This window comes from Kribbella sp. CA-247076 (assembly GCF_050942445.1).
Classification (GTDB): Bacteria; Actinomycetota; Actinomycetes; order Propionibacteriales; family Kribbellaceae; genus Kribbella.
Genome location: NZ_CP192051.1, coordinates 6,448,251 through 6,461,965 on the forward strand (window position 1 = coordinate 6,448,251; position 13,715 = coordinate 6,461,965).

Annotated in this window: 15 protein-coding genes; 8 read left to right on the plus strand and 7 right to left on the minus strand. The window is 69.9% G+C overall.

Going from position 1 to position 13,715, the window contains the following annotated elements; translation table 11 throughout:
* Positions 1–34 precede the first annotated feature (34 nt).
* Both ACQPYZ_RS30570 and ACQPYZ_RS30575 read left to right on the plus strand, forming a co-directional pair.
* A complete protein-coding gene (locus ACQPYZ_RS30570) occupies positions 35–412 on the plus strand; it encodes a helix-turn-helix domain-containing protein (RefSeq protein ID WP_433162184.1) in 378 nt (125 codons plus the stop codon).
* A gap of 36 nt (positions 413–448) precedes the next feature.
* A complete protein-coding gene (locus tag ACQPYZ_RS30575) occupies positions 449–1,033 on the plus strand; it encodes a DsbA family oxidoreductase (protein WP_433162186.1) in 585 nt (194 codons plus the stop codon).
* Here the strand turns inward: ACQPYZ_RS30575 and ACQPYZ_RS30580 are convergent.
* Entirely contained in the window at positions 1,008–1,349 is a 342-nt protein-coding gene (locus ACQPYZ_RS30580; RefSeq protein ID WP_433162188.1) for an MmcQ/YjbR family DNA-binding protein, read from the minus strand. The genes ACQPYZ_RS30575 and ACQPYZ_RS30580 overlap by 26 nt on opposite strands.
* 169 nt (positions 1,350–1,518) lie before the next feature.
* Here ACQPYZ_RS30580 and ACQPYZ_RS30585 point away from each other — a divergent pair, with 169 nt between their 5' ends.
* Entirely contained in the window at positions 1,519–1,860 is a 342-nt protein-coding gene (locus ACQPYZ_RS30585; RefSeq protein WP_433162190.1) for a PspC domain-containing protein, read from the plus strand.
* A gap of 146 nt (positions 1,861–2,006) precedes the next feature.
* Here ACQPYZ_RS30585 and ACQPYZ_RS30590 read toward each other — a convergent pair whose 3' ends face one another.
* Positions 2,007–2,972, minus strand: coding sequence for a glycerophosphodiester phosphodiesterase (locus ACQPYZ_RS30590; protein WP_433162192.1), 966 nt, complete (start codon positions 2,970–2,972; stop codon positions 2,007–2,009).
* A gap of 165 nt (positions 2,973–3,137) precedes the next feature.
* Between ACQPYZ_RS30590 and ACQPYZ_RS30595 the strand changes: the two genes are divergently transcribed.
* Positions 3,138–4,874 carry an ABC transporter ATP-binding protein gene (locus ACQPYZ_RS30595; RefSeq protein ID WP_433162193.1) on the plus strand — a complete coding sequence of 579 codons (1,737 nt, stop codon included), beginning with the start codon at positions 3,138–3,140 and terminating at the stop codon, positions 4,872–4,874.
* Positions 4,871–6,607 (plus strand): ABC transporter ATP-binding protein, encoded by a 1,737-nt coding sequence (locus tag ACQPYZ_RS30600; protein ID WP_433162195.1) that lies wholly within the window; start codon positions 4,871–4,873, stop codon positions 6,605–6,607. The genes ACQPYZ_RS30595 and ACQPYZ_RS30600 overlap by 4 nt, the downstream gene beginning before the upstream one ends.
* A gap of 61 nt (positions 6,608–6,668) precedes the next feature.
* Here ACQPYZ_RS30600 and ACQPYZ_RS30605 read toward each other — a convergent pair whose 3' ends face one another.
* The 3 genes from ACQPYZ_RS30605 to ACQPYZ_RS30615 form a co-directional block, all read right to left on the minus strand.
* A complete protein-coding gene (locus ACQPYZ_RS30605) occupies positions 6,669–7,211 on the minus strand; it encodes an rRNA adenine N-6-methyltransferase family protein (RefSeq protein WP_433162197.1) in 543 nt (180 codons plus the stop codon).
* Positions 7,212–7,272: 61 nt separating this feature from the next.
* Positions 7,273–8,442: a CapA family protein gene (locus ACQPYZ_RS30610; RefSeq protein ID WP_433162199.1), complete on the minus strand. Its 1,170-nt coding sequence runs from the start codon at positions 8,440–8,442 to the stop codon at positions 7,273–7,275.
* A gap of 64 nt (positions 8,443–8,506) precedes the next feature.
* The gene (locus tag ACQPYZ_RS30615; protein ID WP_433162201.1) at positions 8,507–8,785 is read right to left on the minus strand and encodes a helix-turn-helix domain-containing protein; all 279 of its coding nucleotides are present in this window, start codon (positions 8,783–8,785) and stop codon (positions 8,507–8,509) included.
* Between the two features lie 81 nt (positions 8,786–8,866).
* Between ACQPYZ_RS30615 and map the strand changes: the two genes are divergently transcribed.
* Entirely contained in the window at positions 8,867–9,634 is a 768-nt protein-coding gene (gene map / locus ACQPYZ_RS30620; RefSeq protein WP_433162203.1) for a type I methionyl aminopeptidase, read from the plus strand.
* Between the two features lie 65 nt (positions 9,635–9,699).
* Here map and ACQPYZ_RS30625 read toward each other — a convergent pair whose 3' ends face one another.
* Positions 9,700–10,242 carry a TetR/AcrR family transcriptional regulator gene (locus tag ACQPYZ_RS30625; RefSeq protein ID WP_433162205.1) on the minus strand — a complete coding sequence of 181 codons (543 nt, stop codon included), beginning with the start codon at positions 10,240–10,242 and terminating at the stop codon, positions 9,700–9,702.
* 101 nt (positions 10,243–10,343) lie between these two features.
* On the opposite strand from ACQPYZ_RS30625, the gene ACQPYZ_RS30630 reads away from it, so the two are divergent.
* Entirely contained in the window at positions 10,344–11,567 is a 1,224-nt protein-coding gene (locus tag ACQPYZ_RS30630) for an FAD-dependent monooxygenase (RefSeq protein ID WP_433162206.1), read from the plus strand.
* A gap of 7 nt (positions 11,568–11,574) precedes the next feature.
* On the opposite strand, the gene ACQPYZ_RS30635 is transcribed toward ACQPYZ_RS30630, so the two are convergent.
* A complete protein-coding gene (locus tag ACQPYZ_RS30635) occupies positions 11,575–12,681 on the minus strand; it encodes an Rv2578c family radical SAM protein (protein ID WP_433162208.1) in 1,107 nt (368 codons plus the stop codon).
* Positions 12,682–12,784: 103 nt separating this feature from the next.
* Between ACQPYZ_RS30635 and ACQPYZ_RS30640 the strand changes: the two genes are divergently transcribed.
* Entirely contained in the window at positions 12,785–13,621 is an 837-nt protein-coding gene (locus tag ACQPYZ_RS30640; protein ID WP_433162210.1) for an NmrA family NAD(P)-binding protein, read from the plus strand.
* The last annotated feature ends 94 nt before the right edge of the window (positions 13,622–13,715 follow it).

Consider the following 13,715-nt stretch of genomic DNA (forward strand, 5'->3'; position numbering starts at 1 on the left):
CAAGCAACGGCAGGTTCGTGAGGAAAGGTGGACGGTGGCTGCGGAGCTGACGCTCGTCGACGGGGAGCGGCCGGGACTGTCGGCGACGCGTGACTGGGCGCTGGAGCACCTCTGCAGGCCGATCACCGTGCAGCAACTCGCGGACCACGCGGGGATGCCGCGGCGGACGTTCATCCGGCACTTCGAGCGGGAGACCGGACTGCCCCCGATGCGCTGGGTCGTGCGGCAGCGTGTCCTGACCACGCGGCGGCTGCTGGAGACGTCGGACTGGACCGTCGAGCGGATCGCCGCCGCGGCCGGCTTCGGCACCGCGAGCACCTTCCGCGAGACGTTCCACCGGGAGACGGGCATCACCCCGTCGGCCTACCGGACGTCGATGCAGGGACTGACAGCGGGCTCCACAGCGTCGTGACTCGCGCACGTAGGTGAAGATTTCCGAGGAGTTCTGATGGTCGTCGAGCACTGGTTCGACTTCGTCTGTCCGTACTGTTACGTCGCCCAGGACCGCAACCGCATCCTCCGCGACGGCGGCCTCGAGGTGGTCGAGCACGGCATCCGCATCCACCCCGAGATCCGGCCGGGCGGGAAGGCCGCCGGGCCGCGGGTCGGGCCGGCGTACGACTTCCTCACGCGGGAGGCCGAGGCGGCGGGACTGCCACTGCGCTGGCCGGCCCGGCTGCCGTACACGCGGACCGCGTTGGCGGCCCACGCGTGGCTGAACAGCACCCGCCCGAAGGTCGCCCAGCGGTTCGCCGAGTCCGTGTTCACCGCGCACTTCGCCCAGGGCCAGGACATCGAGTCGGTCAACCTGCTCGCCACCCTGGCCGAGGCGGCCGGTGGCAGCGGGACCCGTCTGCGGACCGCCTTCGCCGACCGCACGGCGTACGCCGCCCTGGAGCGGTCGGAACGCCAGGCGAAGGAGTACGGCGTGACCGGAACGCCCACGTGGAACGTCCTCGGCCAGTCCGTCAGCGGGCTGCGGCCGCGCGCGTGGTTCCGGGATCTGACTACTGTGCTGCGTCCAACTGGCTGACCAGCCGCTTGGGGGCGCTCAGGCGCCAGGCGTCCGTCACCAGCTCGCGCAGCTCCCCGTCGTCGGCGGCGGCGATGGTGACGTCGAGCCAGGCGAACCGGCCGGACGCCCAGGACGGCGCGTAGACGTCCGGATCCTCGGCGACGAGGGCCTCCTGCTCCTCACGGAGCGCCTTGAGCAGCAGCCGGGCGCCGTCCTCGGACATGTACGCGAAGCTCTTGCTCCGCACCTTGAAGACCGGTTGCCCCGCCCAGCCCTCGTGTTCCTCGACCTCCGGCAGCCCGAGCACGACCTTCGTCAGCACGTCCACGTCCATCCCCCGACCGTACGGGCGGCCACCGACACTTTTGTCGCCCCTGGTCAGACACCTTCCGCCGGGTCCGAAAGTCGTCAGGGCCCTGCCTCGGGGTCCCCGGGGTCTTGCCAGGGTCGGGTCGGTACCGATCCGGATGTGGCGGAGGCCCCGCAGGCGGGAGAGTTGAACCATGACGAACTCCAACGCACCGTTCTCCAACCTGTCCGGCAAGGTCCTGCGTCGTTCCCGCGAGCAGCGGATGCTCTCGGGTGTCTCCGGCGGCATCGCGGAGTACCTGAACATCGACGTCACCCTGGTCCGCCTCGGCATCGTCGGCCTGACCCTGATCACCGGCGGCACCGCGCTGCTCGGCTACGTGATCGCCTGGGTCGTGATCCCGGAGTCCGACGGCAAGGCCGTCTGGCAGAACGTCCAGCAGTCGGTGAACCAGCCGCAGCAGACCCCCGAGGCCGACATCGCCTCCCGCATCTACGACGACAGCACCACCAACAACAAGCCCCCGGCGGCATGACCGACACCGCAGCGGGGTGACGCGCTCCGGTAGAGCCGTCACCCCGCTGCCCGGTCCTGGCACACTTCTGGCGTGCAGAGCGCCGGCGAGGTCACCAACTGCCCTGACTGCGGGCACCAACTCCGGGTCGAGCTGCGTGGGGAGCTTTAGACGTTCAGTGTCGTCCTGCGCAGGGCGGCGACGGCCTGGTCCGGGTGGTCGGTGAAGACTGCCTGGACACCAAGCCGGGTGAAGCTGGTGAGCTCGGTACCGAAGTCCGTGCCGGTGGGCAGGAAGCGGCGTTCGGCCCGGAAGGTCCAGACCTGGACGGCGAGGCCGGCTCGGTGGGCCAGGTCGACCAGGCGGGTGGGCTCGCCCAGTGAACCGTCCGGGCCGCGTGGGACGACCAGGTCCTTGTGCGGGGCCAGGACATGCGCGTACGTCGAGATCTCGCGCAACCCGGCCGGTGCGATCAGATCCGCGAACGAGCGCCCGTCACCGGTCCGCAGGAAGTCGTGCGGTGCGCTCTCGGAGTCCACCAGCTGCACCAGCGGCACCCGGGTCATCACCGACAGCCGACGCAGGCTGGTCGGCTCGAACGACTGCACCATCACCTCGTCGTCCCGCAGCCCGAGCGTCAGGATCCGCTCGGTCAGCAGCTCCTCGAGCGGCAAACCGAGCCGCCGGAAGTACGCCGGGTGCTTGATCTCCGGCAGTACGCCGATCCGCCGGCCGAGTCGCTGGGATTCCTCGCGGGCCAGCGCCACCACCTCGTCGAAGGTGGGCACGGCCTCCAGCCCGTCGTACGCGGTGTTGCCGGCGCGCAGGCCGGGCATCCGCTCGCGGGCCCGCAGGCTGCGCAGCTCCTCGTAGGTGAAGTCCTCGACGAACCAGCCGGTCACCGCGGTCCCGTCGACGATCTTGGTGATCCTCCGGTCGGCGAACACCGGGTGGTCGGCGACGTCCGTCGTACCGGAGATCTCGTTCTCGTGCCGGCAGACCAGGACGCCGTCGAGGGTGGCGACCAGGTCCGGTTCCAGGTAGTCCGCTCCCTGTTCCGCAGCCAGGCGGTATGCCGCCGGCGTGTGTTCCGGGCGGTAGCCACTCGCTCCCCGATGCGCGATCACCAGCATGGTTCCAGGACAGGCGGCGCACATGGCGGCCCGGGAACTCGTTGCCCAACGCAAGGTGAAGCTCTTTTGTGCGCCGGGAGACCGTGACGGCACCGACGGTGACCGTCCCCAGGTGCGAGTAATTCGCATGCGACTGTCGGTGGCGGCACCTAGCCTGAGGAGGTCATGAAACAGCTGCCACTCGCCGATCCCGGCGTTCCCGATCACCGCTCCCCGACCCGCTACCTGCTCTGGGTCGCGCGCGGTCAGTCCCGCACGCTCGCCGGCGGGATGGCGTTCGGCATCCTGTGGATGGGTGCGCAGGCGTTCATCCCGGCGATCCTCGGGCGGGCGATCGACGAGGGCATCGCCGCGCGCGACGGCGAGCGGCTGCTGCAGTGGTCCGCGGCGCTGTTCGTGGTCGGCGTGGTGCAGGCGTTCGCCGGCATCATGCGCCACCGGTTCGCGGTGACGAACTGGCTGTCCGCCGCCTACCGCACGGTCCAGGTGGTGACCCGGAAGTCGGCCGACCTGGGCGCGACCCTGCCGAAGAACCTGGCCACCGGCGAGGTGGTCAGCATCGGTGCCGGCGACCTCGCCTACATCGGCAACCTGATGGAGATCTCGGCCCGGTTCACCGGCGCGATCATGGCCTTCGTCGTGGTCGCCTCGATCCTGCTGTCCACCTCGACCACGCTCGGCCTGGTCGTGCTCGTCGGCGTGCCGCTGATGCTGTTCTGTCTCGGCCCGATGCTCCGGCCGCTGCACCGGCGGCAGTCGGCGCAGCGCGACGCGGTCGGCGAGCTGAACTCACTGGGCTCCGACATCGTCGCCGGCCTGCGCGTGCTGCGCGGCATCGGCGGCGAGGACTCCTTCTCCCGGCGGTACCGCGGCGAGTCGCAGCAGGTCCGGCAGGCCGGGGTGAAGGTGGCCCGGATCCAGTCCGTGCTCGACGCCGCCCAGGTGCTGCTGCCCGGTGTCTTCGTCGTGCTCGTGGTCGGCATCGGTGCGCACTTCGCGCTCCGCGGAGAGCTCAGCGCCGGTTCGCTCGTCGCCTTCTACGGCTATGCGACCTTCCTGGTGCTGCCGCTGCGGACGGCGACCGAGTTCGCCAACCAGCTGATGCGCGGACTGGTGGCGGCTCGCCGGGTGATCCGCGTGCTGTCGCTGGAGTCGGACATCACCGAGCCGGCGAAGCCGGTGCGGCTGCCCGACGGCGGTGACCTGGTCGACCCGGTCTCCGGCATCCGCGCCCGCGACGGGCGGCTCACCGCGATCGTCTCGGCCGAGCCGGACTCCTACAACGACCTCGCCGACCGCCTCGGGCGGTACGACGACACCAGTGAGGTGCGGTACGGCGGCGTGACGCTGGCCAGCGCGACCCGGGAGGACGTCCGGTCCCGGATCCTGGTGAGCGACACCGGTTCCCAGTTGTTCACCGGGACGTTGCGCCAGGAGCTCGACCCGGACAACCGGCGTACCGACGAGGAGTTGATGGCTGCGCTGCGGACGGCGTCCGCCGAGGACGTGCTGGTCGCGCTGGCCGACGGGCTCGACTCCGAGGTCGAGGAGAAGGGCCGGTCGTTCTCCGGCGGTCAGCGGCAGCGGCTGGTGCTGGTCCGCGCGCTGCTGGTGGACCCGTCCGTGCTCGTGCTGGTCGAGCCGACGTCCGCGGTGGACGCGCACACCGAGGCGCGGATCGCGGACCGGCTGCGCGACCACCGGGCGGGCCGGACGACCGTCGTACTGACGGCGAGCCCGCTGCTGCTCGACCGGGTCGACGAGGTGATCTTCGTGGCTGCCGGCCGAGTGGTTGCCACCGGCAAGCACCGCGAGCTGCTCGCGAGCGAGCCGCAGTACCGCAGGACGGTGACCCGGCAGACCGAGGCCGAGCTGCTCGACGGGGAGGAGGTGCTCACATGAGGCAGATCCTGCCCGTGGCGGGCTCGGCCGAGATCCGCCGGCACGCGCGCCGGCTGGCCCGTCGGCATCCGCGCGCCCTGCTGGTCGCTCTGCTCCTGCACGGTGTCGCGGCGATCACCGGCCTGGCCGCGCCGCGGCTGATCGGTGAGCTGGTCGAGGACGTCCAGCGCGGCACGACCGCCGGCAAGGTCAACCAGGTGATCCTGGTGATCTCGGTGTTCATCGTGGCCCAGTCGCTGCTGACCCGGTGGGCGCGGTTCAAGTCGTTCGCGCTCGGCGAGCAGGTGCTGGCCGAGCTGCGGGAGGAATTCGTCGACAACGCCCTCTCGCTGCCGATCGGCACGGTCGAGCGGGCCGGCACCGGCGACCTGCTGTCCCGCACGTCGCGGGACGTCGACACGCTCTCGCGGACGGTCCGGTTCGCCGTACCGGAGACGATCATCGCGTTCGTCACCGTGCTGTTCACCGTCGGCGCCACGCTGCTGGTGGGCGTCTGGGTGCTGGTCCCGCTGCTGGCGATGGTCCCGGCGCTCTGGCTGGGCACGTGGTGGTATCTGCGTCGCGCGAAGGACGGCTACCTCCGCGAGAACGCGGCGTACGCGCAGATGACGAGCTCGCTCGCCGAGACCGTCGAAGGCGCCCGCACGGTCGAGGCTCTGCGGCGGTACGACGAGCGCGTACGACGGACCGACGCCGACATCCGCGGGTCGTACCTGGCCGAGCGGTACACGATGTTCCTCCGGACGATCTACTTCCCGGTGGCCGAGGTCGGGTATCTCGTGCCGGTGGTCGGGACGCTGGTGTTCGGCGGCTGGCTGCACATCAACGGTCACGTCTCCCTGGGCGCGGTCACGGCCGCGGTGCTGTACGTGAACCAGCTGATCGACCCGGTCGACCGGCTGCTGTCCTGGCTGGACGAGCTGCAGTCCGGCGGCGCCGCGTTCGCGCGGCTGCTGGGCATCAGCGACGTCCAGGACGACCGGACGCCGTCCGGGCGCTCGCCGGACGGCGAGCTGGTCGAGGCGCGCGACGTCCGGTTCTCGTACGTCGACGGCCGCGACGTGCTGCACGGCGTCGACCTGACCATCCAGCCGGGAGAGCGGATCGCGATGGTCGGCCCGTCCGGTGCGGGCAAGTCGACGCTCGGGCGACTGGTCGCGGGCATCCATCCGCCGCGCACGGGTTCGGTGACGGTCGGCGGTGTCGGGATGACCGAGCTGCCGCTGGACGAGCTGCGCAAGCAGGTCGCGCTGGTGACCCAGGAGCACCACGTGTTCGTCGGCACCCTGCGGGACAACCTCTCGATGGCCCGGCCGTCGGCGACCGACGCCGAGCTGCTGGACGCACTCGCGGCGGTCGACGCCCGCGAATGGGCCGAGGCGCTGCCGGAGGGGCTGGACACGCGCGTCGGGTCCGGGCAGCTGTCGTTGTCGCCGGCGCAGGCGCAGCAGTTGGCGCTGGCGCGACTCGTGCTGGCCGACCCGCACACCCTGGTCCTGGACGAGGCGACCTCGTTGATCGACCCGCGGGCGGCCCGTCACCTGGAGCGCTCGCTGGCCGCCGTACTCGAGGGCCGGACGGTGATCGCGATCGCCCACCGGCTCTACACCGCACACGACGCCGACCGGGTCGCGGTGGTGGAGGACGGGCGGATCTCCGAGCTGGGCAGCCACGATGAGCTGGTCGCCCGGAAGGGTTCCTACGCCGCCCTGTGGACGTCCTGGCACGCCTGACGGTTGCCGACAGCAATGACCCTCATCGGTCACCTCTGACCGGTGGGGGCCGTTGCTCCTTCTACCGTTTGCGCAGTACGAGGACTGCTGAATCGACATGCGGCGGCGGGGTGAAAGCCTTGCGGGGAAGGCGTAGACCGATCGACAGGTCGTAGTGGCGGGACCAGCGGTTCGCACCAGGTGCGTCGCCGCGAGACCACCGGTTCGCCACCGCCCGCTGCAGCACCAGATCAGCCGACACCAGGCGGGAGCCCGGCGCCAGCAGGCGCTTCAGCAGGGCGGTGGAGACGTTGTACGGCGGACTCGACACCACCCGGAACGGCCGTGACGGCAACCGCAGCTCGGCGGCATCGACGCGGAGCACCTTCACCGGCGCATCCGCGAACCGCCGACGCAGTCGGTCGGCACGACCTGGGTGGAGCTCGACGGCGATCACCTGGGCTCCGGCCCGGACCAGCGGTGCGGTCAGCGCACCGAGGCCGGCTCCGACGTCGAGGACGAGTTCACCGGGTCTGATCCCGGCGGCGTCCACGACCCGTTGGGCCCAACGACTATCGAGCGGATGCCATCCCCAGGCACCCCTCGCCTGCCCGGAGGCGGGCACGACGGACCATCACGAAGTACGCACTCATGCGGCCGACCATAGACCGCCGGACCGCGGGTCATCAAAGCATTTTCGGTGCCGCACCCAGTGACGTGACGGTGGCCGTCGTCCGGCGTTCCGCGCGCTCGAGCCGGGTCCGGCGGGCCGCGGCCAGGCCGGGTTTCGCGAGCTCCCGCCGTACGTCGAGAACTCGCACGGGCAACGCGTCCGTCATCAGCAGCGGCGCGTACCCGGCCTCGGCGGTCGTCCACCGGTCGCCGTTCCGCTGGAAGGTGAAGCGGACGAGGAGGCCCTCGGCCTTGGGGCTGGTGGGTTCGCGATGGGCGGCGATCAGGTTGCCGAGACCGTACGCGACCCACTTGCCGTCGATCCGCTCCATCGGCTGGACGACGTGCGCGTGGTGGCCGAGCAGAAGGTCGATGTTGCTGTCGGCAAGCAGTTGTGGAGCGACCTCGCGTTGCTGGTCGTTGAGCCTGCTGGAGTACTCGGTGCCCCAGTGGCAACTGACGACGACGATGTCCGCGCCGGCCTCGCGGGCCTTCCTCGCCATCGCCTTGATGCTCGGTACGTCGATCGTGCCGGCCCGCCAGGTGTCGCCGTCGGGGTAGGGCATGCCGTTGAAGCCGTACGTGTAGCTGAGTAGTGCGACCTTGACGCCGCGAACGTCGACGATCGTAGGAGTTTCGGCCTCGGCCGGCGTACGGGCGGTGCCGGCGTGGCGGAGGCCGGCTCGCTCGAGGGTCTTCAGCGTGCGGTCGACGCCGGCGCCTCCGCTGTCGAAACTGTGGTTGCTTGCGGTGGTGCAGACGTCGTACCCGGTCTGCTTGAGGGCGGCGGCGATCTGCGGCGGGCCTTGGAAGAGCGGGTAGCCGCGATACGGGCCGCCGGCCGGAGCGAGCGGGGTTTCGAGGTGGCAGACCGCGAGGTCGGCGGCCTCGACCAGCGGCTGCACACTCTGGATGATCGGGGCGAAGTCCCAGTCGTCGCTGCTTCCGTCGCGTTTCGCGGTCGTCCACAGGCGTTCGTGCAGCAGTACGTCGCCGGTCGCGACGAGCGTGATCCGGTCGGGCTGGGTCGGCTTGGTTTCCTGGGGTTTCTGCTGCTTCGGAGGGGTGTCCTTGGTCGGGCTGGTCCCGGTGTCCGCGGCGGTGTCTGCGATGCAGCCTGTGGTCGCGAGTGCTCCCGCTCCGGCAAGCATCGCCCCCAGGACAGTCCGCCGCCGTACTGCCATCGCTCGCCCCCAAGCGTCGTTCCCCAGTTACGGGTGGAGACGCTTTCGCGAGCTGGTTTGTTCGCTAGGCGATCAGGTTGGAGTCGTCCTGGGCGTCCGGGTTGTCCTGGCAGGCTTCGACCAGGGTGTCCAGGGAGAGGTCGAGCGTCGCGGCAACCGCAGCGACGGTGAACAGCGCCGGCGTCGGGATTCGGCCGGTCTCGATCTTGCGGAGGGTGTCCACGGAGACGCCGCAGGCGGCCGCGACGTCGACCATGCTGCGCTCACCGCGCGCCTCCCGGAGCAGTCGGCCGAGTTGGCGGCCCCGCTCGCGGTCCCAGCTGGACAGAGGTGGTCGTACCATGACCGTGATAATAGTACCGGTATAGTTATCCGGGAAGGCCGCCACCGCGGATGGGGCGGGATCGATGGGCGAGGAGCAGGCATGGTCGAGTTGAAGACTCCGGCGGAGATCGAGCGGATGCGGGCAGCCGGCCGGGCTGTCGCTGGTGCGCTCGCCGCGGTCAAGAAGGAAGCCGCCGCCGGGATGACGTTACGCGAGCTCGACGCAGTCGCGCGCGACGTCCTGCGTTCGGCCGGTGCGGTGTCGCTGTTCGAGGGGTACCAGCCCACGTTCGCGACCAGCCCGTTCAGCGGCGTGATCTGCACCTCCGTGAACGACGCCGTGCTGCACGGTCCGCCCGGTGACCTCGTCCTGCAGGACGGCGACCTGCTGAACGTCGACTGCGGCGCCTCGATCGACGGCTGGTGCGCCGACTCCGCCATCAGCTTCTCCGTCGGTACGCCGCGCGCGGAAGACCTGGAGCTGGTCGCGACCACCGAGGAAGCCCTCGCCGCCGGCATCGCCGCCGCGGTCCCCGGCAACCGCCTCGGCGACATCAGCGCCGCCATCGGCCGGGTCGGCAAGGCGGCCGGCGTCGGCACCAACCTCGACTTCGGCGGCCACGGCATCGGCCGCCGTATGCACGAGGACCCGCACATCCCCAACGGCGGCCGCCCCGGCCGGGGCCTCAAACTCCGCCCCGGCCACGTGTTCGCCATCGAGCCCTGGTTCTGGAGCGGCCCCGGCAGCACCTACCTCATCGACGACGATGGCTGGACCCTCCGCTCCGCCGACACCACCCGAGGCGCCCACGCCGAACACACAGTCGCCGTCACCGAAGACGGCCCCCAAATCCTCACCCTGCTGTAGCCCGCCGGCCTGACCGGAGCCCTCAAGTGAGTCTCAGCAGCTCACAGCACTCCCCACCGCTTGGCTCAGTTGGGGTGGAGGGTGTCGTGGGCGGCTTCTACTGCTGCGGTGCGGAGGTCTTGTGCGGGGACGCCTTCGAAGGCGACGGCGCAGTCGGAGAGGCCGCCGATGGCGACCATGCCTCGGACCTGGTCGGCGAGGGTGGGTGCCTCGCCGATCAGGAGCGCGATGATGCGGCGGCGCCAGTTGCCGACATGGTTGGTGAGGTGCATCTCCTGCAACACCGAGAGATCGCGGATCGCGAGCAGCAGCAGCGCACGATGTTTGTACGTGAGGTCGAAGAAGGACCCGAGCAGCTCGCGGTGGTCGGCGGGCGGGTCGGCTTCCATCGCGGCGACGTTCGCGTCGAAGTCGTCGATCAGCGGTTTCGCCAGACTGCTGACCAGGTCGTCGCGCGAGCGGAAGTGGTAGTACAGCGCCGGCTTCGTCATTCCGAGCCGGTCCGCGATGTCCTGCAGGCTCGTCTGCTGCACACCCTTCGCACCGAACAGCTCCATCGCCGCCTGGCTGATCCGCTCCCTGGTGTCCGAACTGCGCGCCCTCGGCATGGTGACGAGCCTAACTGACGACCGTTAAGTAAACCATTGACGCCACCTCACCAGATCGCTTACCTTCCGTTAAGTAAACAAACCCGCGGGAGGGTTCAATCGTGAACAAGGTCCTGATCTCGGGCGCCAGCGTGGCCGGCCCGGTGCTCGCGTTCTGGTTGCGCAGGTTCGGTTTCGAGCCGACCGTGGTCGAGCGCACGCCGGCCCTCCGGCACGGCCTCGGCGGGCACGCGGTCGACCTGTTCGGCTCGGGCGTCGAGGTCGTCCGGCGGATGGACCTCGACCAGCAGATCCACGAGGCACGCACCCTCACCACGAGGATGACGATCGAGCGCACCGGCAAGCGTCCGGTCGACGTTGACATCGCCAAACTCAGCGCCGGCATCTCGGACCGGCACGTCGAGATCCTCCGCGGCGAACTGACCAAGATCCTGTACGACGCGACGCGCGACGACATCGAGTACGTGTTCGGCGACTCGATCACCGCGGTGACGGATGACGGCGCGGGCGTCGACGTGACGTTCGAGCATGCGGAGCCGCGACGCTTCGACCTCGTGATCGGCGCCGACGGACTGCACTCGAAGGTCCGCCGCCTGACCTTCGGCCCCGAGGAGGGACTGCGCCGCCACCTCGGCGGCTACCTCGCGGTGTACTCGCTGCCGGACCTGTTCGACCTCGGCAACCGGATGCTCGTCAACCTCGACGTCAATCGGCTCGTGAGCACGTACGGCGTACACCAGACCGGTGAGGCTCGCGCCGCCTTCCTGTTCCGTACGCCGGCGGAACTGCGCTTCGACCACCGCGATCGGGACGAGCAGCGACGGATCGTCGAGGCTGAGTTCCGCGGCCACGGCTGGCGAGTCCCGCAGCTGCTCGAGTACCTCGCGACGGCAGAGGACTTCTACTTCGACGCGATCAACCAGATCACGCTCGACACCTGGCACCGCGGCCGAGTCGGCCTCGTCGGCGACGCCGGCTTCAGCCCCGGCCCGGCGATCGGTGGCGGCACCACGCTGGCCGCCGTCACGGCGTACGTCCTCGCCGGTGAACTCGCCGCGGCCCGGGACGACCTCCCCGCCGGACTCCGCGCGTACGAACAGAGGATCGGCAGGTCCGTCACGCTCAGCCGAGCCGCCGCCCGGAAGACGATGAAGTCGGTGATCCCGACCAGCCGCGCCGCCGTACGAATGGTGCCGTGGGCAACAGCCGCGTTGGTCAAGCTACCGGCGTCCGTCCAGAAACTCGCCTGGGCGCAGAACGGCCTGGGCAAGTCCCTCAACGCGCTCGACCTACCGAACTACGACAACCTCACAGTCCGTCGTTGAGCACCACCTAGAAGAGGGTCTGCTGGGCTGGGTCGGGGTGCTGGGCGGGGACGGAGGCTGGCGGGTGGCGATGACGGGGCCCGCGAAAGCGGGCTGTGGTTGGAGTGGTCCGGGCAGGGGATCGGGCGGAGGGATCGCCAGGCAGCGGGTCTGAACGGTGGCGGGAGGAGCGACCGAAGCCGTGCTTGTCGAGCAGCGGGCGGACCTTGGACTCGAAGGCTGATCGATAACTCGGGGCGGCGTTCGGGCCGTGGGCGTAGAGGGATTCGTACCGGGCGACCAGGCCGGGCCGCTCGTGGGCCAGCCAGCTCATGAACCACTCCTTCACGCCAGGGCGCAGATGCAGGACGAGCGGGGTCACTCCGGTCGCGCCGGCGGAGGACAGCAGGGCGAAGAGGTGGTCGAGTTGCTCGGTGGAGTCGGTGAGCCAGGGCAGGACGGGGGCGACCATCACGCCACACGGCAAGCCGGCTTCGCGAACTGCGCGGATCAGGTCCAACCGACCACGGACGGACGGGACGCCGGGCTCGACCACCCGACGGAGCTCCTCGTCGGCGAGAGCAAGCGAGATGCTGATGCCGACCGATACCTCAGAGGACGCCGCAGCCAGCAGGTCGAGATCGCGCCGCAGCAGCGTCCCCTTGGTCAACACCGACAGCGGTGTGCCCGACGCCGCCAGCGCCTCGATGATGCCCGGCATCAGGCGATACCGACCCTCGGCCCGCTGGTAAGGATCCGTGTTGGTGCCCAAGGCAACTTGCTCGCCGGACCAGGACGGCCGGGCGAGCTCGCGGCGCAGGACCTCGACCACATTCGTCTTGACCACGATCTGGCGGTCGAAGTCCTCACCCTGGTCGAGCTCCAGGTAGCTGTGAGTCGGCCGGGCGAAGCAGTATCTGCAGGCGTGCGTGCAGCCCCGGTACGGGTTGATTGTCCAGTTGAACGGCAGCGAGGTGCCAGGGACGGAGTTCAGCGCCGAGCGCGCCAGCACCTCGTGGAACGTGACACCGCGGAACTCCGGAGTGGTCACCGATCGGACCAGGCCCGCGATCGACCCGAGCCCCGGTAACGTCCCCGGGGTCTCCGCATCGACCTGCTGTCCAGCCCATCTCATGCGTAACAGTCGAACACATGTTCGCCAGATCTTCAAATCCGCCATGTGCGCCAATCGACATTCCCGTATACCCTACGGAAATAACCGGAGAGGGAGGGAACGCATGACCATCCTGGTGACAGGCGCCACCGCCAGCGTGGGCCGCCTGCTCGTCGACGAGCTCGTCAGCCACCAAGTCCAGGGGATCCGCGCGCTCACCAACAACCCCATCAAGGCCGCGCTCCCGGACGGAGTCGAGGTCGTGCGGGGCTACCTCGGCAAACCCGAGACACTCCCCGCCGCGCTCGAGAACGTCGACACGGTCTACCTCCCACCACTTCCGGCGTACGTCGACGAGTTCGTGGCCGCCGCACGACCGGCCGGCGTACGGCGGGTCGTCGTACTGTCCGGTGAACCGGCGGAGTATGAGAAGCAAGGCGATCCGGCCGAGTGGCATTACTACAAGATCGAGCGGGCGATCGAGGAGGCCGGGTTCGAGTGGACGTTCCTTCGGCCAGGGCAGTTCATGAACAACACGCTCGACTGGGCCACGTCGATCAAGGCGGAGAACGTCGTCCGGGCGCCGTACCCCGCCGCCGTGCAGACACCGATCGACCTCAGCGACATCGCCGCCGTGGCCCGCGTGGTCATCGCCGACGAGAGCTACACCGGCCAGAAGCTCACCATGAGCGGCCCGGAAGGGCTGACCGCTCCACAGCAGGTCGCGTACATCAGTGAGGCGATCGGCCGGGAGGTGAAGTTCGAGGAGCAGACTCCTGAGCAGTACCTGGCGCTCTGGACGCCGATCGTAGGCGAGGAGACCGCGCAGTGGCTGCTCGACGGCTTCCGGATGATGGCGGAGTACCCGATGACCCCTGAGCCCACAGTGTCCGCGCTGATCGGTCGCCCGGCGGTCACCTACCGCGAGTGGGCCATAGCCAACGCCGACGCCTTCAGGTGAGGCATGCGAGGCTGTGCACGTGACAGTGCGGCACAGCGGTGGAGGGCAACCGGAGCGTACGCTCGCGCTGCTCTGGCGCAACCACCGACCCAGC

Excerpts from the sequence above, each read along its gene's own strand:
- ACQPYZ_RS30635 (WP_433162208.1), bottom strand. The coding sequence starts at position 12,681 with ATGAGATGGGCTGGACAGCAGGTCGATGCGGAGACCCCGGGGACGTTA.
- ACQPYZ_RS30590 (WP_433162192.1), bottom strand. The coding sequence starts at position 2,972 with ATGCTGGTGATCGCGCATCGGGGAGCGAGTGGCTACCGCCCGGAACAC.
- ACQPYZ_RS30625 (WP_433162205.1), bottom strand. The coding sequence starts at position 10,242 with ATGCCGAGGGCGCGCAGTTCGGACACCAGGGAGCGGATCAGCCAGGCG.
- ACQPYZ_RS30595 (WP_433162193.1), top strand. The coding sequence starts at position 3,138 with ATGAAACAGCTGCCACTCGCCGATCCCGGCGTTCCCGATCACCGCTCC.
- ACQPYZ_RS30610 (WP_433162199.1), bottom strand. The coding sequence starts at position 8,442 with ATGGCAGTACGGCGGCGGACTGTCCTGGGGGCGATGCTTGCCGGAGCG.
- ACQPYZ_RS30640 (WP_433162210.1), top strand. The coding sequence starts at position 12,785 with ATGACCATCCTGGTGACAGGCGCCACCGCCAGCGTGGGCCGCCTGCTC.
- ACQPYZ_RS30575 (WP_433162186.1), top strand. The coding sequence starts at position 449 with ATGGTCGTCGAGCACTGGTTCGACTTCGTCTGTCCGTACTGTTACGTC.
- ACQPYZ_RS30600 (WP_433162195.1), top strand. The coding sequence starts at position 4,871 with ATGAGGCAGATCCTGCCCGTGGCGGGCTCGGCCGAGATCCGCCGGCAC.
- map (WP_433162203.1), top strand. The coding sequence starts at position 8,867 with ATGGTCGAGTTGAAGACTCCGGCGGAGATCGAGCGGATGCGGGCAGCC.
- ACQPYZ_RS30585 (WP_433162190.1), top strand. The coding sequence starts at position 1,519 with ATGACGAACTCCAACGCACCGTTCTCCAACCTGTCCGGCAAGGTCCTG.
- ACQPYZ_RS30615 (WP_433162201.1), bottom strand. The coding sequence starts at position 8,785 with ATGGTACGACCACCTCTGTCCAGCTGGGACCGCGAGCGGGGCCGCCAA.
- ACQPYZ_RS30580 (WP_433162188.1), bottom strand. The coding sequence starts at position 1,349 with ATGGACGTGGACGTGCTGACGAAGGTCGTGCTCGGGCTGCCGGAGGTC.